Here is a 22,728-nt window from a genome sequence, read left to right on the forward strand (position 1 = left end):
TAATGAAAAAAGTAACAATTAAAAATACAGACTTAGAAATCGCTCCAATCAATTTTGGAGGTAATGTTTTTGGATGGACTTTGGATGAAAAAGAATCATTCAATATTCTGAATAAATTCACAGAAGGCGGATTCAATTTTATTGATACAGCCGACACTTATTCTTGGTGGGTGAACGGAAAAGGCGGACAATCTGAAGAAATCATCGGAAAATGGATGAAGGAAAGAAAAAACCGTCAGGATATTGTATTGGCTACAAAAGTAGGTTCTGAAACCCAAGAACACGGATTTGACATCAGTAAAAAACATATTCTGAAATCTGTTGATGAATCTTTGAAACGTCTTGGAACAGACCATATCGATTTGTATTACACCCACTTTGATGATACCAAAACGCCTGTGGAGGAAACTTTATCGGCTTATGACGAAATCGTAAAAGCTGGAAAAGTAAGATACATCGCAGCTTCCAATGTTTCCCCAGAAAGATTGATTGAATCTTTTGAAGTCGCTGAAAAAAATAATTTCCCAAAATATGTCGCTCTACAGCCACACTATAATTTAGTAGAAAGAGAAAAATTTGAGACAGAATATGCGCCATTAGTTGAAAAATTCGGATTAAGCGCATTTCCATATTGGTCTTTGGCAGCAGGTTTCTTAACGGGAAAATATAGAACTGAAGCTGATTTTGAAAACACAGCAAGAGGTGGCGGAATCAAAAAATATTTTGATGATAAAGGTAAAGCGGTTTTAGCAGCATTGGATAAAATTTCCGAAAAGCACCAATCTCAGCCTGCAACGGTTGCTTTGGCTTGGCTTATAGCTAATCCATTAATTACTGCGCCAATTGTAAGTGCAACAAGTGAAAGACAATTGCAGACAATTTTCGACGCTCCGAAATTACAGCTGGATTCGGAAGATTTGGAAATTCTTAATCAAGCTTCAAAATAATCAATGATAGAAGAACAATCGAAACTGAGTAAAGTTCAGGTTCTCGGAATGGCTGTCGTAGCAGGAATTTGTGTTTCAAATATCTATTACGCACAGCCAATTCTGCATCAAATTGCAGAGACTTTCAACGTGTCCGAAAGCAAAATGGGAATTATGGTCGGTTTGGGACAAGTTGGTTACGGAGCAGGATTGCTGACCTTGGTTCCATTAGGAGATAAAGTCAATCGTAAAAAATTAATCCTGATTTTATTAGCCATTTTATTCTGTATTTTAGCAGGAATCGGAATGGTTTCCAATTATAATTTCATATTTTTATTCAGTTTACTGTTAGGCTTGACCGCTGTTGCAGCACAAGTCATCTTACCAATGGCAGCCGAATTATCTGGGAACGAAAAAGGAAAAAACGTCGGGATTATTTTCACAGGAATTCTTGTCGGAATCTTGATGGCAAGAGTTTTCAGTGGTTATATTTCCGAATGGAGCAATTGGAAAATGGTCTATTATATCTCGGCTGTGTTTTCGATTTTTTCTTTAGCTTTTGTCTATTTCAAATTACCGAGTGTAAAACCCACATTCAAAGACTCTTATTTTAAATTAATTTCATCCTCATTTTATCAGTTAAAACGATTTCCACAGCTGAGATTATTAGCCTTAATGGGAGGAATTGCATTTTCCATTTTTTGCTCATTCTGGACAACGCTGACATTCCTTTTGGTAGAAAAACCTTACAATTATAGTTCTGATACCATTGGGCTTTTCGGAATGCTGGGAATTGCAGGCGCATTAGTTGCACCAATGATTGGTAAAGCTTCTGACAAAGGAGGTTCTGGCAAGACTCAACTGATTGCAAGTATTATTTTATTAGCAGGTTCGGTTATTATCTTTCTGTTCCCCCATTATTTAATATCAATTATTTTGGCTGTAATTTTTATCGACGTCGGCGTTCAATCTATTCAAGTGACGAATGTTGCTTTGATTTACAGATTAGACCAAAAAGCGAACAGCAGAATCAATACGATTTATATGACTTCTTATTTTGCTGGCGGAGCCATCGGAACTTTTATTGGTTTGAAATGCTGGGAATCGGGAGGTTGGTATTATGTCGGTTTACAGCTTGTTGTTTTCAGTATTTTTGTATTTTTGATGAACTTATTCAAAACTATAAAATCCAATACAAACCAATAATAAAATCATTCTTTATGAAAATTTCAATCACATTATTAAGTCTTTTCTTAGGAATTCAAATAGCATTTGCTCAAAAACTGAAAACAGTCTCTTATAAAGATGGCGAACAAAAACTATTAGGAATGGTAACATCTAATTCTGGAAAAAAACTTCCTGGCGTTTTGATTTTACCCGCTTGGAAAGGCATTGACGAAGAAGCCAAAAATGCAGCTCTCGAATTACAAAAACAAGGTTACATCGCTTTTATTGCAGATATTTATGGAGAAGGCAATCTTCCGGCAGGTAATGAAAATGCGGCTAGACTAGCCAATACTTATAAGAAAAATTTTAATCTTTACCAAAAGAGAATTTCGCTTGCTTTGGAAGAATTAAAAAAAGCGGGTGCCAATGTGGATAAAATTGCAGTTATTGGTTACTGCTTTGGAGGAACAGGAGCTTTGGAAGCTGCAAGAGGAAATCTACCTGTTGTTGGTGTAATCTCGATTCACGGTGGATTGTATAAGGATTCTGAAAGACCAAATAATCCAATTACAACTAAAGTTTTGGTAGAACATCCTGCTAATGACAGAAGTGTTCCTCAAGTCCATTACGATGCTTTTGTAAAAGAAATGAACGATGGCAAAGCGGATTGGCAAATTATTACTTACGCTAATACAACCCACACCTTTACCAATCAAGAAGCTCCAGATTATAACGAAGTAATGGCAAAACGTGCGTGGAATCACACATTAATGTTCTTGAAAGAAATTCTACAATAGAAAAGTTAGACTTTAGATATTAGAGTTAGAAAGACAGCCTTTTGAGCTGTCTTTTTTATTTTTTAATCAATAGTGAAACAATATCTTGAATGACTTTTTGCGAGACAAAGTTCATAAAATCAAGCCTTTCCAAATGTGGCAAAAATAACTTCGAAGTTACTTCTTCATTTCCAATTCTTATCGTATAGAAAACCGTTCCAATATCTTTTCCATCTTCGCCTTTTGATGGACCAGCAACGCCAGTTGTAGAAACTGCAATATTGGTTTTGAATAAATTCTGACAGCCAATCGCCATTTCTGATGCAACTTGTTCACTCACCACTGTGAATTCTTCAACAGTTTTCGGATTAACATTCAAAAGATCGATTTTCTTTTGAGTTGCATATGTTACAACGCTTCCCAGAAAATAATTGGAGCTTCCGGAAACGGACGTAATCAAATGTGCCAATTCTCCACCAGTACAACTTTCCGCAACTGAGATGGTCAGTTTTTTGTCGGATAAAATTTCGCCAAGAATTTTTTCAATTTTATCTTCGTGCGTAGCAATGATATTTTCTCCAATTAGTGGAAATAATTTTGTGATTTCGTTTTCCAGTTCTGCATTCAGTAATTGTTGAGAAGTTCCAGACGCTGTTAATCTTAACTTCACTCTTGTTCCAACTGGCAAGTAAGATAAACTAATGTATTTTGGTAAAGCCAATTCCCATTCTTCAATCGTTTCTGACAAAATACTTTCAGGAATATCAACCACAGAAACAATTCTGGTTACGATGTGGTCAAGCGATAATTTTTCTTTCAGGAACGGAATAATCTGATCTTTTACCAAAGGTTTTACTTCGTACGGAACACCCGGCAAACTGAAACAATAAGTTCCGTTTTTTTCCAAAATCATACACGGCGCCGTTCCAAAATAGTTTAGGAAAATATTTGCTTTGGACAGAACCATTGCCTGGTCTTTGTTATGTTCCAAAATCCAAAGTCGGTTTCTTTTTTCGAGGTAAGTTCTGAGATGTTCATAGATTTCGTCAGAGAAAATCATTTCATCTTCAAAGAATTCAGCGTAGGCTTTTTTGGTGATATCGTCTTTTGTTGGTCCCAATCCACCTGTTGTAAAAACAACATCAGCCATTTCAAAAGCTTTCCCCAAAGTAGAAACAATCGCTTGTTCCTCATCCGGAATTGTAAAAATAGAAAGCACTTTTATCCCAATTTCTTTGAGTTGTGTTGCAATAAAATTGGAATTGGTATCAACGGTATTTCCCGAAAGGATTTCATCACCAATAGTAATCAGAACTGCTGTTTTCATAAAGACAAATTTCGTTAATATTTTAGATTTTCAACCACATAGACACATAGTTTTTTTTAAGATTTAATTTGGAAATTACACAACTATTTTTTTCTTCTAAAATTTGATTTACTTTTATGTCACTATATGGTTTTATTTTATCTTTGGTTAAAATTGAGAGAATGAAATCATCTTTCTGGAACAACTATAGCAACATTATTCTGCTTCTCATCGGGATTTTCATCGGAAGCCTTGTCGGGATTTTTGCACCTGATTTTGTAACTTATCTAAAACCAATTGGCGACATTTTCCTGAATTTGTTATTTGTAACCGTTATTCCATTAGTGTTTTTTGCGATTGTTTCCGCCATTTCCGGCATCGAGCAGCAAAATCAATTAGGCAAAATCATCGGAACAATGGCATTGACTTTCTTGAGTTTCATTTTGATTTCGGCCACGTTTTGTATCATAATGGTTTACTTCTTCCCTACCGAAACGCCGAAAAACATCAGCGAAACTATCTCAGAAAATCTTCAGAATAATGCCAATATCAATGACCAAATTGTAGGATTCTTCACCGTCAGCGAGTTTTACCATTTGTTTTCGAGACAAAATATGCTAGCCTTGTTGGTCTTCTCTTTTTTAGTCGGAATATCCATCAGAAAGTCGGGAGAAAAAGGAAAACTGTTCCAAAACTTCATCCTTTCTGGCAATGAGGTAATGAAACAACTTTTGTTATTAATAATGAAAATTGCGCCAATTGGATTAGGTGCTTACTTCGCTTATCAAGTTGGGACTATTGGACCTCAGCTTTTCGGATTTTATGCTAAACCTTTGGGATTGTATTATATTGCCGGAACTATTTATTTCATTATATTTTTCAGTCTCTACGCTTTCATTTGGAAAGGAGGGAACGGCGTAAAAGCATTTTGGAAAGAAAGTCTTCTACCAACAGCAACAGCGATTAGCACTTGCAGTAGTTTAGCCACAATGCCTGTTGCGATAGAGTCTGCGAAAAGAATGGGCGTACCTGCGTCCATCGCTAATGTTGTAATTCCGATTGGAACTACAATTCACAAAAACGGTTCGTCGATTTCATCGATTATCAAGATTTATGTCGCTTTTCAATTACTTGGCTGGAATTTTTTCGAACCAATGAATCTAATAATGGCTCTCGGAATCACTGTTTTCGTAAGCGCAGTGGCTGGCGGAATCCCGAATGGTGGTTATATCGGAGAAATGCTAATGATTTCGGTTTACAAAATTCCGCCCGATGTAGTTCCTGCAGTCATCATAATCGGAACTTTGGTTGACCCTTTAGCAACCGTTCTCAATTCCGTCGGAAACATTCTCGCATCAATGATTGTCTCGAAGTTTGTAAAAACCGAAACTGCATAAATTTTTTAGGAGCTTATTGACTTCGTTGAACAGCTAGTTAATAATAAATATTTGGAACTGTTTGACTTCGTCGATTGCTAAATATTTATTTTTTTAGGAGCAATTCCCGCTGGTAATTTATCCTGAGCTTGTCGAAGGACTATATCTTTTTTGTTTTCATAAAGTTTGTCAATCCGATTGAAATGACAATCAGAAAACAAAAAAGTATGCCATGCGCATCGGGGCTAGTTAGCAATTCGCAAGATTTTTTAGATGTCGGTGCTTCGCACCTTGAAATTAACTTAGGTTTTTCTACCAACATTTCGCCACTTCGTGGCTTCCCAAATCTTTAGCAAACTATTCACTCCGCTTCACTGGTTCCAGATTTTGTAACTCTTCTGGGGTAAATAATGTATACTGAACTTTAAATGTTTTACCCAAAGGCGTTTCCAGAGAAAATCCACCAGGTCCCCAGCCATCCAAAACATCCAAGGTGAAGTGGGAGTATTTCCAATATTCGAACAGGTCGCGGTCTATCCAGAACTCGTGACCGTTGATAGTTCCGATCATTGCGTCATTCATTCTTGGGAAATAACCACCTTTTTCGAAACATTGTGGTTGAGTTCCTTCACAACAGCCACCTGCCTGATAAAACATCAGTTCGCCGTGTTTCTTTTCCAGTTCCCAGATGACTTCCAAAGCTTTTTCCGTCACAGAAAGTCTTGAGATTTTATCTTTGATTTCCATATTCTATATTTTTAAATTAATGATTTAAACACAAAGGCACAAAGATTAATTTATTTTAAACTTGTTTCAAGGCACTAAAAAAATCAAAGATTTTTTAATATTAACGAAGTTAAAAACTTGGTGCCTTAAAAACTCAGTCATTATAATGTAAGCTTTGTGCCTTTGTGATAAATTTCATTTTTAATAAAGTTAACAAAAACCCGACAAACAAAATCTGCCGGGCTTAAAACTCAAATAACAATAAATTAATTTTGTCCAGCGATGTCCAGAACGATACGTCCGTCGATTTGTCCAGCCTTCATCTTATCAAAAACATCGTTGATATCCTCCAGTTTTGCAGAAGTTACGGTTGCTTTCACCAAACCTTCGTTCGCAAAATCAAGCGCTTCCTGAAGGTCTTTTCTGGTTCCAACAATAGAACCTCTCACTGTAATTCTCTTAAGAACCGTTTCAAAAATCGGAAGTTCAAAAGAACCTGGTGGCAGACCATTGAGTGCAATCGTACCCTTTCTTCTGAGAACATCTATCCCCTGCTTGAAAGCAATTGGAGAAACAGCGGTAATCAATGCACCGTGCATTCCTCCAACTTCTTTGTGAAGATAAGTTCCCGGGTCGGTTTCTTTTGCGTTCACAACCAAATCCGCACCTAGTTTTTTCGCTAATTCCAACTTATCATCAGCAACATCTATCGCAGCAACGTGCATTCCCATCGCTTTTGCATACTGAACCGCAACATGTCCCAACCCACCGATTCCAGAAATGGCAACCCATTCACCCGGTTTTGTTTCGGTTTCTTTAAGACCTTTGTAAACTGTTACACCAGCGCAAAGAATCGGAGCGATTTCCAAAAAGTTGACATTATCTTTCAAATGTCCAACATATCTGGAATCTGCAATTACATATTCTGCAAATCCTCCATCTACGCTGTAACCTCCATTTTGCTGAGCTTCACACAATGTTTCCCATCCTGTGATACAATAATCGCAGCATCCACACGCCGAATACAACCAAGGAACACCTACTGCATCGCCTTCTTTTACCTGAGCTTCCGGTCCGCAGGCTACCACAATCCCCACACTTTCGTGTCCTGGAATCAATGGCATTTTTGGTTTTGCTGGCCAGTCACCATCTACAGCGTGTAAATCGGTGTGGCAAACGCCACAGGCAATTACTTTTACTAATACTTCATAGCGTCCGGGAGTTTTTACCGGAACTTCCATAATTTTCAATGGCTGTCCGTAACCTTGTACAACTGCCGCTTTCATTGTTTTTGGAATCATAATTTACTTTTTAAAATGGTTAATTATTATTGTTTTTATTGTTATTTGATGTTCCAAATTTCTATCAATGTGTCATTTGCGTGAGGGATTGTAAGGGTTGTGAGGAACGAGCAAGTGCGAAATGAAATGCAGCACCGGATCCGCCAGAGGCGGAGAAGCCCTGAAAAGCCCGACCGCCGCCCTGGACTTAGCCAAGGCAAGCGGGCACGCCCTTAAAAAACACAACTAATTCTTAGAAGAATCCTAATTTGTTTTTGTTATAGGATATCAACATATTTTTGGTTTGACGGTAATGGTCTAGCATCATTTTGTGATTTTCTCTACCAACTCCAGACTGCTTGTAACCTCCGAAAGGCGCTCCAGCAGGATATGCGTGATATTGATTGACCCAAACTCTACCCGCCTGAACGTGACGAGGAATCTGATACAACTGATGCGCATCTCTTGTCCAAACGCCAGCGCCAAGACCATAAATTGTATCGTTTGCAATCTCTAAAGCTTCCGCCTCATCTTTGAAAGTAGTGAACGCTACAACTGGTCCGAAAATCTCTTCCTGGAAGATTCTCATTCTGTTATTACCTTTGAAAATGGTTGGCTTGATGTAGTAACCGTCTTCCAGACCTTCGATGTGATTGGCTTCCCCACCAGTCAGCACTTCTGCACCTTCTTCTTTACCGAGTTTCAAGTAACCTTCAATTTTATCTTTTTGAATTTTAGAAGCCTGTGCTCCCATCATTACTGTTTTGTCTAATGGATTTCCGACTTTAATAGCTTCGGTTCTTTCGATTACTTTTGCGATGAAAGCATCTGCAATATCTTCCTGAACTAATAATCTTGAAGGGCAAGTACAAATTTCTCCTTGATTCAAAGCGAAAAGAACTGCGCCTTCAATCGCTTTATCTAGGAACTCATCATCTGCATCCATCACTGAATTGAAGAAAATGTTAGGCGATTTACCTCCTAATTCCAACGTCACAGGAATGATATTTTCCGTCGCATACTGCATTACCAAACGACCTGTAGCTGTAGAACCTGTGAAAGCAGCTTTATTCACTTTTGGATTAGTTACCAAAGCTCTTCCTAATTCTGCTCCGAAACCATTAACAATGTTTACAACACCTGCCGGAAGCAAATCTCCAATCAATTCCATTAAAACCATAATAGAAATTGGTGTACTCTCTGCCGGTTTCAGAACAACGCAATTTCCTGCTGCCAAAGCCGGAGCGAGTTTCCAAACAGCCATTAGGATTGGGAAATTCCAAGGGATGATTTGTGCAATTACACCAAGCGGTTCGTGAACGATTAATGAAACTGTGTCTTTATCCAATTCATTATGCGAACCTTCTTCTGCTCTAATCACGGATGCGAAGTATCTGAAATGGTCAATCGCCAAAGGAATATCCGCAGCCAAAGTTTCTCTCACTGCTTTTCCGTTATCAATTGTTTCTACAGTTGCGATGTATTCAAGGTTTTCTTCGATTCTATCAGCGATTTTGTTTAGAATAATACTTCTTTCTGTTGGAGACGTGTCTTTCCAAGTTTTAAAAGCTTCTGTTGCGGCATTAACCGCTGCTTCCAAATCTTCTTTGTTAGAATGTGCTGCCTGTGTGAAAACTTTCCCGTTGATAGGAGAAACAACATCAAAATATTGTCCGCCTGCGGACGCAACAAATTTGCCTCCAATGTAATTATCATACTTAGCTTTGAACTCTGGCCAAGCTAAAGTTGTTGAGTTCTGTGTTTGTTCTGCTGTTGTGCTCATAATAATATTTGTTTTGTAATTAATAATCAGTTAACATTTGATTAAGGCTAAGTTAATTCCATAATCAACAAACAGAATAGCACAATTCTCCAAAAAAATAGTAAAATCCTACTTTTAAGATTCTTTATAATTTCATTAAGAAAAAATTATGTTTGGCTGTATTTCTAAAATTATTATATTTGAGAAACAAGATGTTATAAAAATCTTGAATAATGAATCCAAATCATTTTCATCTTAACAAACCTAATCTGACACAAGAAAATAAGCTGAATACTTTGGTGGAAAATCAAACCAAGTTCAGTTTAAATAATTGTGAATTCAGTATCTATGAGACACATAAGAGTGCTTATGATGTGAAATTGCATTTTGAGCATCTTGCGTTTACAGGAATGTTGAGAGGAAAGAAATGGATGAAGCTCCAAGATAAGAGTAATTACTTTGAATATCTGCCTGGAGAAAGTGTTTTGGTCGCCCCCGGAGAAACAATGGTGATTGATTTCCCAGACGCAGATATTGACGCTTCACAATGTATTTCTTTGACTTTGAATCCAGAATTTGTTCAGCAGTCATTAGACCATCTTAACTTTAATGCGACAAAAGTGGATGATTCTTCTCACTGGAACATTTCTTTGGATGAATTTTATCTCCTAAACAGCAAAGCTTTGGCTTCTGCAACCAACAATATTATGAGAATTGCTATGGATGATAATTCTTATAAAGATGTAATTGCGGATTTTGCTTTGAAAGAGCTTTTGATAAGATTAATGCAAACCCAAGCGAGAAATCTGGTTGAGAAAAATACTTTGAAAAACAAGTCGAGAATTGGTTTTGTGGCAGATTACATCAAGAAAAATCTACATCAGAAATTATCGATTGATGCCATTGCAAAAATGGCTTATGTCAGCAAATCGAATTTCTTCAAGATGTTCAAAGAAGAATTGGGAATTTCACCAAATGAATTCATCATTCAAGAGAGAATCAAGAGAGCGAAAGAAATGCTGATTCATAATAGTTCTGTAAGCGAAACTGCTTTCAGTACAGGATTTTCGGACACCAATTATTTCATTCGGGTTTTTAAGCAAATGGAAGGTGTTACGCCAAAAATCTTTCAAAACAAAAAATTAATTTGAATTAAATAGTTAGTTATAGATATTTTCAAAAAGAAGGCGAGCAAATAATCATTTGCTCGCCTTCGATTTTTATGTTCCGTTTATGGAATTTTATTTTTGATAAGAATAATATCTTGCACCTTTCAGAACCGAACTTTCTTTTTCAACTCTTGTCAATCCGAATCCTTTATAATCTGGATTTACAGAAGAATCTAATTGTTTGCGGTGCAACTTTTCATAACTATCGAAATCAATTGCTAATCTGTTTTTCAAGTTTTCGAAAACGTTCCATTTTTTGACAATTGATTTCCATTCTGGAGAGATTTTTCCTACAAACACTTTTGATTTAGAACCACTTCCGTAAGCCAAGAAACCAATTTCTTTCTCTGTCAACTCTTCATTTTCGTTAAACGAAGTTTGTAGTGCAGATAGCAACGCCATAAAAATAGAAGCCGTATACATATTTCCGATTTCGGAAGAAGCTCTTTGAGATTTCTCAATTTTTTCATTGATGAAATTAATATAATCTTCAGATTTTGCGATGGCTTTTTGTTTCTCAGCATCAGAAAAATCAAGATTATTTTCTAAACTATAAATCTCGGTAAAAACTCTTTTCCCGTGAAATGCGTAAGGTAAATGGAAAATCAAATATCTCCAATCTTCATAAGGCCTAACGGTGAAAGTCTGTTCTTTATAATGCTGATAAGCTTCACGAATCCTATCTTGATAACAAGCATTAGAATATTGACCGTCGAAAACAGGTTCGTCTGTAAAAACTTCGATTTTATCTGGATAATTTTCTGGCGCAGAATTAAATTCAGATTTTGAATGAAGACGTCTCGGTTTGAAGAAATCGAAAACGCTTTCTGTTGCAACACCCCAATTATTATCAATCTCAATCAATCTTGGATTCGCAGAAACCAATAAAGCAACCGCACCACCACCTTGTGTATATTCTCCGGAAGAAGCCAACTCGTATTTTGCATAATCGCTTGCAATCACAACTGCTTTTTTCGTTGGATTTGCTCTTACAAAATCCAATGAATTATGAAGCGCATCAACGGCTCCAACACAAGCAAAAGTCATATCAACAACATCGCAGTTTTTGAAACTTCTTTCCCCAAATTCTTCACTTAGGAATTCTTCTACCATTTGAACGGCATAAGTCGCTGTTGGTTTCGCAGCATCTAAAGCACTCTCTGTTCCGAGGTAAACTCTGGAAATTTCTTTCGGATTGATGTTATAATATTGAATTAATTTAAGCAAAGCTTCCGCTGCAAAAGTTGCTGCATCCTCGTGAACATCGGGTAAAGCCATTTTGTGTAAGCCTAAACCTTTTTCCAATTTTGCTGGTTCTATTCCTCTTTTCTCAGCAAGGTCTTTGATTTCTAAATATAAAGAAGGCACATAAAAACTGGCCGCATCAACTCCGAATTTCGTCATTTTAAAAATTTTAAGACACGAAGTTAGAAAATCTTATGGAAATCGCCTAAATATAGCGACGGTTTATTATCTTGCGGTTCATTTTTAATTCGGGATGTACAAAACTTTAAAAAAAGTCGTCAAAAATATTATACCTCAAAAATTTCTTTTTGAAAATGAGGTTCTGTTGCGTTCGTTGATTTATCCTCTTTACAAAGGAGAAAATCACGAGTGTAATATTTGCAAAAAGCACTTGAAAGATTTTGTACTAGTAGAAAATGGAAATTTGGTTTGTCCTGTTTGTGGCAGCTTGCCAAGAACTAGAAGGCTTTGGAAACTTCTGAATGAGAAATATTTAAAACATGAAATTAAGATTTTAGATTTTTCGCCATCCAGAGCGATTTACAGGAAACTAAAAAAAAATAAAAACATCCATTATTTTCCCACGGATTTTGAGAATGAATTTTTAGCTGATTATCGTTTTGATATCAATCATATTGATTCAGAATCTGAAAGTTTTGATTTAATTATTTGTTATCATATCCTAGAACATATCGATTCTGACCAGCAAGCAATGAATGAATTGTTCCGAGTTTTAAGAGTTGATGGAACTTGCCTGATTCAAACACCTTTTAGAGATGGAGAAACTTATGAGGATTTTTCTATCAAAACCAAGGAAGATCGATTAAAACATTTTGGACAGTATGATCACGTTCGCATTTATTCTATCAACGGTTTGAAAGAACGTTTGGAGAAAAGTGGATTTTTGGTTGATGTTCAAACTTTCTCAAAAGATGATTTTTTGGGTTTAAGTGAAAATGAACATATTTTGTTTTGTTCTAAAAAATAAAAGAGCCTCACCGTTAAAAAAACAAATGAGGCATCCTTCTTAAACAAAATCAAAAACCTTATTATATGCAAGTCTCATCGTGCTGAGACAAATCCAAACCTATATTTTCGGAATCTTCTGCAACTCTGAGAGGAATTATTAAATCTGTCAATTTGTATAAAATCATAGATCCTAAAAATGTAAATGCGGAAACTAAAACCAGCGCCATCATATGATGAGCAAACACTTCGAATCCACCGTGAAGCAAACTTGCATTTTCGCCTTGAGCTAATATTGCTGTCAAAATCATTCCCATAATCCCACCAACGCCGTGACAAGCGAAAACATCCAAAGTATCATCTACTTTTTTCAATCTTTTCCAATTGCACATCAGATTCGAAACAATTGCTGAAATGAATCCGATGAAAATAGCATGCGGAATTGTCACAAATCCCGCAGCTGGCGTAATAGCAACCAATCCGACGACCGCCCCAATACAAGCACCTAAAGCAGAAACTTTGCGACCATTGACTCTATCAAAGAAAATCCAAGACAGCATTGCTGTTGCAGAAGCTACGGTTGTTGTTCCAAAAGCCATTGCAGCAGTTGCATTAGCTGACAAAGCTGAACCTGCATTGAAACCAAACCAACCAAACCAAAGCATTCCGGTTCCGAGAATCACAAACGGAATATTAGATGGTTCGTGGTGTGGATTTTTACGTTTCCCAATCATCATTGCGCCCGCCAAAGCGGCAAATCCTGCACTCATATGAACGACTGTTCCACCCGCAAAATCCTTAACGCCAAAATATTTATTCAACAAACCGTCAGGATGCCAAACCATATGACAAAGTGGTGTATAGATAATTAAATGAAATAAAACCATAAATAATAAGTAAGAAATAAATCTCACTCTTTCGGCAAACGAACCTGTAATTAAAGCTGGCGTAATCACCGCAAATTTCATTTGAAACATGGCGAACAAAATAAATGGAATAGTGGAAGCCATTTGGCTATGCGGAAAAACGCCCACATTATTAAAAAACAAATAGGATGTCGGATTTCCTATCAAGCCATAATGTTCTCCATTGATTGTAATCCCGATTGAATCACCAAACGACAAACTGAATCCTACAACAACCCAAAGAATACTTATAACTCCCAAAGCAATAAAACTTTGCAACATTGTGGAAATCATATTCTTTTTGCCGACCATTCCTCCATAAAAGAAAGAAAGTCCAGGCGTCATCAACAAAACCAAACCTGAAGAAGCAAGAATCCAGGCAACATCTGCTCCTACAATGCTATCTTCTCCTAAAAAAGTTCCTGGTTTTGGTAAAGAAGTCTGTTCCGGCCAAAAAACTGCAACAATTGAAACGATACTAATTATCACGAATGAAATCACCCAACGTTTTTCAATTTTCATATATTTAAATTTTAACCCTGCAAATATATAGGGTTAATTTGAAATAATTGTAAAATTAAACACAATAACCCTTAATTTTTTATTAATAAAAATAAAATTACATCAAATAACAAATCAACAAAGCTTAAAATAATAAGGCATCAGTTTTGCAATAGAGTTAAAAATAATAAATTATGAGACCAGATATTCCAAAACCCGACAGCGAAAGCAACAAAGGTCCGATGATAGCAATCATCATTATTGTTGTTTTATTTATTTTAGGTTATTTCGGTTATATGATGTTTATTCCAAAACAAGTTGAACAAATGAACCAAACCGATAAAGTGCAGACAACAGAACAAAAAGTAAAAGACTCCATATAGGAGTCTTTTTTTATTTTTATTTCAAAATTAATTTTTAGTGAATATGTTTCTCTGCGTGATAAGAACTTCTTACCAAAGGTGAACTTTCTACGTGACGGAAACCTAAACTTCTTGCAAAATCTCCAAACTCGTTGAATTCTTCTGGCGTGATGAAACTTTTCACAGGAAGATGTTTTTTCGTTGGTTGCAAATATTGACCTAAAGTAATCACATCTACATTGGCATTTCTAATATCTTCTATTGTTTGAAAAACCTCATCTTTAGTTTCGCCCAAACCAAGCATTACACCAGTTTTTGTACGGTTTTGTCCAGCTTCTTTCAAATATCTCAGAACATCCAAACTTCGTTCGTATTTAGCTTGAATCCTCACTTCCCTTGTCAAGCGTTTTACTGTTTCCATATTGTGAGAAATCACTTCTGGAGCTACTTCCACCAATCTGTCAAGATGTTTTGTCAAACCTTGAAAATCCGGAATCAAAGTTTCCATCGTAGTTCCAGGAGAAATTCTGCGAACTGCATTTACCGTTTCTGCCCAAAGAATGGAACCCATATCTTTCAAATCATCTCTGTCCACCGAAGTCAGAACTGCGTGTTTGATTTTCATTAATTTGATAGAACGTGCTACTTTTTCCGGTTCGTCCCAATTCACATCCATTGGCTTTCCGGTTTTTACACCGCAGAAACCACAACTTCTGGTACAGATATTTCCCAGAATCATAAAAGTTGCTGTTCCTTCGCCCCAACATTCGCCCATATTTGGACAGCTTCCACTTTGGCAAATTGTATTCAGCTTATATTTATCAACCAAATTTCTCAGCTCTCTGTAATTCTTACCAGTTGGCAATTTTACACGAATCCATTTGGGTTTTTGAGTCACTGTTTCTTCCATTCTGATTTTTTGAAATTAAAAATCCGTTTCGTCTTCTTTTAATAATTCGGCCAAGATTTTCTTAGCTCTCATTATTCTTACTTTTGTATTGGCAAGGGAAAGATTGAGTTCTTCCGCTATTTCTTTGATGCTTTTTTCCTCAAAAAATCTCAGACGGATAATGTCCTGATTTTTAGCATCCATTGTTTCTATGATTTTGATAATCTTTTGCTGGTCTTCTTCAGAAATCAACAATTCTTCAGGCGACCTTGCAAATTCATTCTTTACATTTTCCAATCCATCGCTCGCATCTTCGTTTTCTCTGCTTTTTCTTCGCCAGAAATCGATGATTGTATTTTGAGCAATGGTCAGAATCCAGGTTTTGAATTGAAAATTAGGGTCGAACAAATCCAGCTTGTTAAGAACTTTTGAAAATACCGAAACCGTAATCTCATCTGCATCATTTTCATCCTTTACCCTGTTCATCACAAAAGAAAAAACATCAACCCAAAACAAGTTAATGAGCTGTGTCTGAGATTTTTGATTTTTATCTCTAGCCTTTATGATGAGAGCGAGTAACTGGTCTTCTTTCATTTTTCAAGGAACAAAGATAGCTATATATTATTAAAAAATATTAATATCAAGAGATTGAGAATTTCTATAATCAATACAAAATTCTTAGTAGAATAATAAACGCAAAGGAAGCAAAGATTTATTTGAGATTATTGAAAATATTTTAAGGTCCGCAAAGGCGTAAACTTTATCAAAGAAAAACAATATTCATAGAGGTTTATAAAGATTACCATTTTCACTTTATCTTTTTTGAAATGATGTTACTCTATTTCCTATTGGCTATGGAGTAAAATAATTCACAATTTTAGAGCGAATTTAAATAACAAATATCAAGATTGAAATCCTGATAAATTGAGTACTTTTACTGGCTTGATTTTGGATTAGAGAAATCAAAATAAACATTTAAAAATCAGACAAATAAATAATGAAATTTTATAAATATCAAGGAACAGGAAATGATTTTGTGATGATCGACAACCGTTTAGGGGAATGGGACGACTTATCAATCGAAAACATACAAAAACTTTGTGATCGTAGATTTGGGATTGGTGCTGATGGGTTAATTAAAATTAATTCTGCAGAAGGTGTTGATTTCGAAGTGGATTATTATAACTCTGATGGATCCAAAAGTTTTTGCGGAAACGGTGCGCGTTGCTCTGTTGCTTTTGCTCATTTTCTGGATATGATTGAAGATAAAACCACTTTCACTGCGATTGACGGAATCCACGAAGCTGAAATTAAAAACGGTATCGTGAAGTTGAAAATGGGAGATGTCAACAACATCAATACAGACGGAAATGATTTTGTTCTAAATACCGGATCACCACATTATGTTAAGTATGTTGAAATGTTAAATAATTATAATGTTTACGAAAATGGTAACAAAATCCGAAATTCTGAAACTTATAAGAAAGAAGGAATCAATGTCAACTTCGTAGAAAAAATTTCTGATAAAGAACTTTTTGTAAGAACTTATGAACGTGGTGTTGAAGATGAAACTTACAGCTGTGGAACCGGAGTTACGGCTGCAGCTTTAACTTTTATGAAAAATAACGATCAAACGTTTGTTGAAATTAAAGTGATGGGCGGCAATTTAAAAGTTTATGCCGAAAAAAATGGTGACGGATTCAAAAATATTTGGTTAGAAGGTCCAGCAGTTCAGGTTTTTAAAGGAGATACCAATTTGTAAAAGCCTGAGAATTTAAAACTATGAAAAAAATAATTCTTGTCATATTAGTTGTATTAGTAGCAATCCTTGGTTTTTTTGGATTGAGATTTTATAATAAATATCTTGGAAACAATGTGGAAAAAGAAGGATTTGTTTTGATTCCGCATCATTCTTCCTACAAGCAAATTCTGGATTCTATCGCTCCGTTTGTTAAAAATCAAGACAACTTCGCAAGTATTGCTGATGATAAAAATCTGAAAGAAAATTATAAACCGGGACGATATGAAGTAAAGCCGGGAATGAACAACCGGGAAATTGCCAATATGATTCTTGCGGGAAATCAAACGCCTAATTCTTTCAGGATTAAAGATTTTGATGATGTTTATCAGATGATTGGAAGAGTGACCAAAAAGACAGAAATTGATTCTTTGAAATTTGCTAATCAACTGAACGAAATCGCTATCAACAAAGGTTACAAGAATGCTGAAGATCTTAAAAAATATTTCTTCAATAATACTTATGACTTTTTCTGGACGGTTACTCCAAAAGAATTCTTCAACAAATTCGAAAATGATTATAAAGATTTTTGGACGGCTGATAGAATCGAAAAAGAAAAGCAATCTGGATTATCGAGAGATCAAATCTATGCATTAGCATCTATCGTTTACAAAGAATCTGGCGGAAAACCTGATGAACAAAGAACAATTGCGGGATTATATCTTAACCGTTATAAAAAAGGAATGAAGTTGCAAAGCGATCCAACTGTAATTTATGCAGTAAACAAAGCAAGCAATTTCACTCAACAAATTAAAAGAGTTTATTACAAACATCTGAAAGAACCTTCTCCTTATAACACTTATGCGAATAAGGGAATTCCGCCTGGACCAATTTGTATTGTAGATAAAAACTCCTTGATTGCAGTTTTGAACGCAGAAAAAAACAACTATATTTTTATGTGTGCCGATCCTGCGAGATTTGGTTATCATAAATTCACAGACAACGATGCTGAACACGCTAAGAATGCAAAAGCCTATCAAGACTGGCTGAACAGCAAACAAATAAAATAAATAAAGAGAAAAAGCGAAAAATAAACAATAATGGAACGAACGGAAATCGTAAGTGTATTTCAGAAAAAATTCTTTGGGTTAGCCTTAACCATTGGAGCAGCGAGTTTTGTAATGGCTCAGCAAAAAGTGAATGTTTTTGGAAACGTAAAAGACGCAAATGGTAGTGTTGGATATGCATCCATAACTTTTAAAAGCCAGCAAAACAGCCAGTTAAGTGATGCTGCGCTAGCAGATGCTGATGGAAATTATAAATTAGACTTGGCTCCCGGAAGCTATGATGTTAGCATAGAAGCGGTTGATTATAAAAAATTCACACAGACAATCAGAGTAGAAAAAGCTGGCGCCATTGCACCTTTCGTTGTTGTTTCTGATGGAAAAGCCAATCTTAATAATACGACAGACATCCAAGGTGTTGTGATTACAGCACAATCTACAAAACCTTATAAAGTTGAGCTAGACAAAAAAACCTATGATGTAAAAAGTGATCTAACCGCTGTTGGTGGAAATTTACAAGATGTTCTGCAAAATGTCCCTTCGGTTTCTGTAGATACGGACGGAACGGTTTCTATGAGAGGAAGTTCTAATGTAAGATTCTTGGTTAATGGAAAACCGTCTGCTCTTCTTGGAATAGATGATGGAGCTAATGCGCTACAAGCTATTCCTGCAGATCAGATTGACAGAATAGAAGTTATTACTAATCCTTCTGCAAAATATGACGCTTCCGGAACTGCTGGTATTCTTAATATTATTTTGAAAAAAACCACAAAATTAGGCTTCAATGGTAGCGTGATAGGAACACTGGGCTATCTTCCCAAAACCAACCTTAACACCAATCTTAGCTGGAAAAAAGGTAACTGGAGTTGGTTTTTGAATGGCGGTGGTGGTTATCAGGAAGGAAAAAACACTAGCCGAAATAACATATCTTACACTGGAGGTAATATTGCTACAGCTACCCAAAATAGTGAAAACAATTCAAAATCTGATAATTACAACGCAATGGCCGGAGTTACGTATGATATCTCGCCAAAAACAAGTATCAATCTTTCAGGAAATATCAGAACATTCAGCAATGACTCAGATAATCCGATTGATTATTATGATTTTAACAGAGATGGCACTATAGACTTCACAACACGTAACAGTATTGGAAGAATGACCAATACAGGGATGCAGGGAGACTTTGGGATAGATCAGAAACTGGATGACAAAGGACAGAATATCTCGGTCTCTGTAAGTTTACAAAGTAACAAATCCAACAATAGTAACGATATCACCCAAATTACAAACAATGTCCTAGATTACTATAATTTTACAAGACAGGAAACAAAAAACAAATCACTGGTAGTAAAATTGGACTATGAACTTCCGATTGGAGAAAACTCCACCTTCAATGCTGGATACAAATTGGATGACAATCAAAATGATTATGACAATCTAGTATTACAGCAAAATGACATAGATGTACCTAGCTTTGTACTGCCAAGTTTTACCGGAATAAGTAAATATAACGAAACCTTCAATGCGGGATATGTTCAGTTTAAAAGCAAATTGGGACCTATTGGGTATCAAGTAGGTTTAAGAAACGAGCATTCCAAAATTGATTTTTCTTATCCAGACACCATCACAGGAAATGTAGTGGCAAAAAATAAAGATTACAACAATCTATTCCCAAGCGTTTTCCTGAGTTATGACTTTGCAAAGAACAACCAATTATTAGTCAACTATTCCAGAAGGATAGACAGACCTAGATCTTGGTTTTTGATACCTTTCTTTTCCTTTAACAATAGCAGAAACCTTTTCTCCGGAAATCCTGATTTGAACCCATCATACATCGATTCTTTTGAATTTGGGTATAATTATTCTAAGAGTAAACTGACTATTAATCCAACATTGTATTACAGGAAAGAAAAGGATAATGTGCAAATGGCCGTTATTCAAAGTCCAACAGACCCAAGTGCTTTCAACATAAAACCATTTAATGTTGGAAATGAAGACCGATATGGTTTGGATCTTAATGGAACTTATGATCCTTTTTCTTGGTGGAAAATCATGGGTAATATCGATGTATTTGGATATAACACAAGAGGAGATTTATACATTGATAACAAATTTATCCAATCCTACAATGGAGATGGTTTATCTACGAGAATGAGATTATCCAATACATTCAAATTCGACAAAACATTGAGTGTACAAATACAAGGAAATTTCCGTGGAGGTCAGAAAAATGCGAGTCAGGATATTAAGTCTATTTATTTTTTCAATCTAGGTGCTACAAAAACTATCTGGAAAGGCGATGGAACCTTAGCATTTAACATTCAGGATATTTTTAATACCAGAGCTAGAAAATCCACTACTTATGGTCCGGATTTCCAAAATGACATGTATATGCAGTGGCAACCAAGACAAATGTCTCTTTCTCTTACTTACAGATTTAAACAAGGAGAAAAGATTGACCAACCAAAACGTAAAAAAGATATTAACTCCAATAGTACAGGCGGTGACGATATGCCACCAATGTAATTCTAAAACAATAGAAATATAAATACTGCATTTTTTTGCAGTATTTTTTTTGACTAATAATCAAATAATAGTTTACTTTTAACAAAAAAAATAAAATGAAACTAATGATCAATTGTATGGCTATTACTATTTGTAGCCTCTTTCTAATGTCTTGTGGAAGCTCAATGACAACTTTGTCCAATGGAAAACAAATCGACAAGCGTTTATCTGGCGAATGGTCTGGCTCAGAAAAAGATGAGCAAATAGAAGGAATGACGAAAGAATGGGTTATGACAAGAAACAATGATGGCACTTTTGTCTTAGATTTTACATTCCATAAAGACGGGGAAAGTCAAAAAAGTATTGAGACTGGAAATTGGTGGATCCAGGATGGAAAATTCTTCGAATCCCACACCGAATCTGGCCTGACTGATACTTACACTTATCAAGTCATCGACAAAAATCATATCAAATTTAAGTCCGATAAAATCAGTGTAGATATGAATCAAGATTCTTATGAGTTCATAGACACTCGCAAAGATTCTGATAACAAAAGTAAATCTGCGAAAGACGGTTCATCTTTTGAAAAAGCCATCAAAGTAAAAAGCGTGCCTGACGAATACAAATATGTGAAAGAAAATTGCGCAGACTGCACAATGCAAAGCCAATCTCTCTCAGAAAACAAAGGAAAAATGTATGACATCCTTTCCCTCAAAAAAGCTGATGGAACGGAAGTCCAATATTACTTTGACATTACATCTTTCTATGGCAAAATGTTCTAAAATAAAAAATCCGTCTCGCTATAAAAACGAGACGGATTCTTTTAACAATTATAATTAAAGGTCTATTATTTCTTTTGTTCCTTCAGTTCTTCTTTATCTTTATCAGAAGGATTCCAAACTTTTACTTCCGCGTTTTTATCAATTCCAGAGAGGATTTGAACATTGATACCATCGCTTGAGCCTAGCTTAACATAAACTTTTTTGAAACCGCCATTCGGTTGTTTTACTTCTACAAAAGCTTTGTTATTTCCCTTTTCATATTGAATTAGCGACTCATCCAAAAGTAATGCATTTTTCTTAGAACTCAATAAAATTTCTCCGTTGGCACTGAATCCTGCTCGGATATATTCACCAGTTTTATTGAAAACATCACCTTCTACAGCAAATTTTATCGTTCCACTTTCTTCAGTTCCTTTTGGCGCAATTAAAGTTAATTTTCCGGGAAAAGATTTGTTTTGCAAAGCACCAATAACCACACTCATATCCATTCCTTGCTTCAATTTTCCAGCCTGAGCTTCGTCAATATCACCTTTGAAAATTAATGAATTAAGGTCTGCAATAGAACAAATCGTAGTTCCTGCATTGAACGAGTTAGCTTCAATCACCTGACTTCCCACTTTTACAGGAATTTCCAAAACTGTTCCTGCCGCTTTTGCTCGGATTTGAGTAGTTGCCATACTTTGCAATTCCGGCGTTGCTCCGGTTCTTACAATTTGTAATTGTTTTTGAGCGGCATTCAGTTGTTGAACAGCTAATTTTTTTTGCTGAGTGGTCGTTTGCAACTGTTGTTCAGCGGTAATATATTCCTGTTTAGAAATTACACCTTGCTTGTACAATTTCGCCTGCATCTCGTATTGCTTTTGCTGATTATCAACATTGATTTTTGCGTTTGATAATTGAATCTGTGCATTATTAACCTGCATAGTGGCATTATTAACCTCAGTAATGTTTGGAACAATTTTAATAGTTGCTATCAGTTGTCCCGCTTCCACTTTATCTCCTTCATCTACATTAATGCTTTGGATGATTCCTGCAATGTTTGGTTTGATTTCGATTTCTTCGCGAGGTTCTATTTTTCCTGTTGCCATTACTTTATCATCCAAGTTTTTGATGCTTGGTTTTCTGGTAAGGAAGACTTCGTTCTCAGCTGAATTGGACTTAATAAGATAACCGATTCCGCCAACCAAAGCCAACACAAAAATAATTCCCAAAATGATGGTCATCAATTTTTTGAATGTAAATTTCTTTTTCTCTTTTTCCATTATGTAGAAATATAGTTT

General features: G+C 35.8%; 20 protein-coding genes. 11 read left to right on the plus strand and 9 right to left on the minus strand.

What is annotated here, in order from left to right; all coding sequences use genetic code 11:
• The first annotated feature begins 2 nt into the window (after positions 1–2).
• The 3 genes from V7P73_RS07460 to V7P73_RS07470 are packed head-to-tail and all read left to right on the plus strand — an operon-like array spanning position 3 to position 2,890.
• On the plus strand, positions 3–947 hold the full coding sequence (locus V7P73_RS07460) for an aldo/keto reductase (protein WP_333852351.1): 945 nt from the start codon (positions 3–5) through the stop codon (positions 945–947).
• 3 nt (positions 948–950) lie between these two features.
• Positions 951–2,132: an MFS transporter gene (locus V7P73_RS07465; RefSeq protein WP_333852353.1), complete on the plus strand. Its 1,182-nt coding sequence runs from the start codon at positions 951–953 to the stop codon at positions 2,130–2,132.
• Positions 2,133–2,146: 14 nt separating this feature from the next.
• Entirely contained in the window at positions 2,147–2,890 is a 744-nt protein-coding gene (locus V7P73_RS07470; RefSeq protein WP_333852355.1) for a dienelactone hydrolase family protein, read from the plus strand.
• Between the two features lie 55 nt (positions 2,891–2,945).
• Here V7P73_RS07470 and V7P73_RS07475 read toward each other — a convergent pair whose 3' ends face one another.
• A complete protein-coding gene (locus tag V7P73_RS07475; protein ID WP_333852357.1) occupies positions 2,946–4,196 on the minus strand; it encodes a CinA family nicotinamide mononucleotide deamidase-related protein in 1,251 nt (416 codons plus the stop codon).
• A 152-nt stretch (positions 4,197–4,348) separates the two neighbouring features.
• Here V7P73_RS07475 and V7P73_RS07480 point away from each other — a divergent pair, with 152 nt between their 5' ends.
• Positions 4,349–5,572 (plus strand): dicarboxylate/amino acid:cation symporter, encoded by a 1,224-nt coding sequence (locus tag V7P73_RS07480; protein ID WP_442896961.1) that lies wholly within the window; start codon positions 4,349–4,351, stop codon positions 5,570–5,572.
• A 336-nt stretch (positions 5,573–5,908) separates the two neighbouring features.
• Here V7P73_RS07480 and V7P73_RS07485 read toward each other — a convergent pair whose 3' ends face one another.
• The 3 genes from V7P73_RS07485 to V7P73_RS07495 all read right to left on the minus strand — a co-directional run bounded on the left by V7P73_RS07485 (position 5,909) and on the right by V7P73_RS07495 (position 9,340).
• On the minus strand, positions 5,909–6,298 hold the full coding sequence (locus V7P73_RS07485; protein ID WP_333852361.1) for a DUF779 domain-containing protein: 390 nt from the start codon (positions 6,296–6,298) through the stop codon (positions 5,909–5,911).
• Between the two features lie 245 nt (positions 6,299–6,543).
• Positions 6,544–7,578, minus strand: coding sequence for an alcohol dehydrogenase AdhP (gene adhP, locus V7P73_RS07490; RefSeq protein ID WP_333852363.1), 1,035 nt, complete (start codon positions 7,576–7,578; stop codon positions 6,544–6,546).
• A 232-nt stretch (positions 7,579–7,810) separates the two neighbouring features.
• Positions 7,811–9,340 (minus strand): aldehyde dehydrogenase family protein, encoded by a 1,530-nt coding sequence (locus tag V7P73_RS07495; protein WP_333852365.1) that lies wholly within the window; start codon positions 9,338–9,340, stop codon positions 7,811–7,813.
• A gap of 212 nt (positions 9,341–9,552) precedes the next feature.
• Between V7P73_RS07495 and V7P73_RS07500 the strand changes: the two genes are divergently transcribed.
• Positions 9,553–10,470, plus strand: a complete 918-nt coding sequence (locus V7P73_RS07500; RefSeq protein WP_333852367.1) for a helix-turn-helix domain-containing protein — start codon at positions 9,553–9,555, stop codon at positions 10,468–10,470.
• Between the two features lie 90 nt (positions 10,471–10,560).
• Here V7P73_RS07500 and V7P73_RS07505 read toward each other — a convergent pair whose 3' ends face one another.
• A complete protein-coding gene (locus V7P73_RS07505; RefSeq protein WP_333852369.1) occupies positions 10,561–11,892 on the minus strand; it encodes a hydroxymethylglutaryl-CoA synthase family protein in 1,332 nt (443 codons plus the stop codon).
• A gap of 94 nt (positions 11,893–11,986) precedes the next feature.
• On the opposite strand from V7P73_RS07505, the gene V7P73_RS07510 reads away from it, so the two are divergent.
• On the plus strand, positions 11,987–12,721 hold the full coding sequence (locus V7P73_RS07510; protein WP_333852371.1) for a class I SAM-dependent methyltransferase: 735 nt from the start codon (positions 11,987–11,989) through the stop codon (positions 12,719–12,721).
• 61 nt (positions 12,722–12,782) lie between these two features.
• Here V7P73_RS07510 and V7P73_RS07515 read toward each other — a convergent pair whose 3' ends face one another.
• Complete coding sequence (locus V7P73_RS07515; RefSeq protein ID WP_333852373.1) at positions 12,783–14,126, minus strand: ammonium transporter; 1,344 nt, start codon at positions 14,124–14,126, stop codon at positions 12,783–12,785.
• A 173-nt stretch (positions 14,127–14,299) separates the two neighbouring features.
• Here V7P73_RS07515 and V7P73_RS07520 point away from each other — a divergent pair, with 173 nt between their 5' ends.
• Positions 14,300–14,488: a hypothetical protein gene (locus tag V7P73_RS07520; protein WP_333852375.1), complete on the plus strand. Its 189-nt coding sequence runs from the start codon at positions 14,300–14,302 to the stop codon at positions 14,486–14,488.
• Positions 14,489–14,522: 34 nt separating this feature from the next.
• Here the strand turns inward: V7P73_RS07520 and lipA are convergent, their stop codons facing one another.
• Positions 14,523–15,377: a lipoyl synthase gene (gene lipA / locus V7P73_RS07525; RefSeq protein ID WP_333852377.1), complete on the minus strand. Its 855-nt coding sequence runs from the start codon at positions 15,375–15,377 to the stop codon at positions 14,523–14,525.
• Positions 15,378–15,392: 15 nt separating this feature from the next.
• On the minus strand, positions 15,393–15,950 hold the full coding sequence (locus tag V7P73_RS07530; protein WP_333852379.1) for an RNA polymerase sigma factor: 558 nt from the start codon (positions 15,948–15,950) through the stop codon (positions 15,393–15,395).
• Between the two features lie 403 nt (positions 15,951–16,353).
• On the opposite strand from V7P73_RS07530, the gene dapF reads away from it, so the two are divergent.
• The 4 genes from dapF to V7P73_RS07550 all read left to right on the plus strand — a co-directional run bounded on the left by dapF (position 16,354) and on the right by V7P73_RS07550 (position 21,448).
• On the plus strand, positions 16,354–17,118 hold the full coding sequence (dapF, locus tag V7P73_RS07535; RefSeq protein WP_333852381.1) for a diaminopimelate epimerase: 765 nt from the start codon (positions 16,354–16,356) through the stop codon (positions 17,116–17,118).
• A 20-nt stretch (positions 17,119–17,138) separates the two neighbouring features.
• A complete protein-coding gene (mltG, locus tag V7P73_RS07540; protein ID WP_333852383.1) occupies positions 17,139–18,164 on the plus strand; it encodes an endolytic transglycosylase MltG in 1,026 nt (341 codons plus the stop codon).
• Between the two features lie 30 nt (positions 18,165–18,194).
• Positions 18,195–20,687 carry a TonB-dependent receptor domain-containing protein gene (locus V7P73_RS07545; RefSeq protein WP_333852385.1) on the plus strand — a complete coding sequence of 831 codons (2,493 nt, stop codon included), beginning with the start codon at positions 18,195–18,197 and terminating at the stop codon, positions 20,685–20,687.
• Between the two features lie 95 nt (positions 20,688–20,782).
• The gene (locus tag V7P73_RS07550) at positions 20,783–21,448 is read left to right on the plus strand and encodes a hypothetical protein (protein ID WP_333852387.1); all 666 of its coding nucleotides are present in this window, start codon (positions 20,783–20,785) and stop codon (positions 21,446–21,448) included.
• Between the two features lie 65 nt (positions 21,449–21,513).
• Here the strand turns inward: V7P73_RS07550 and V7P73_RS07555 are convergent, their stop codons facing one another.
• Positions 21,514–22,710, minus strand: a complete 1,197-nt coding sequence (locus V7P73_RS07555) for an efflux RND transporter periplasmic adaptor subunit (RefSeq protein WP_333852389.1) — start codon at positions 22,708–22,710, stop codon at positions 21,514–21,516.
• Between the last annotated feature and the right edge of the window lie 18 nt (positions 22,711–22,728).

Source organism: Epilithonimonas sp., assembly GCF_036780765.1.
GTDB lineage: Bacteria > Bacteroidota > Bacteroidia > Flavobacteriales > Weeksellaceae > Epilithonimonas.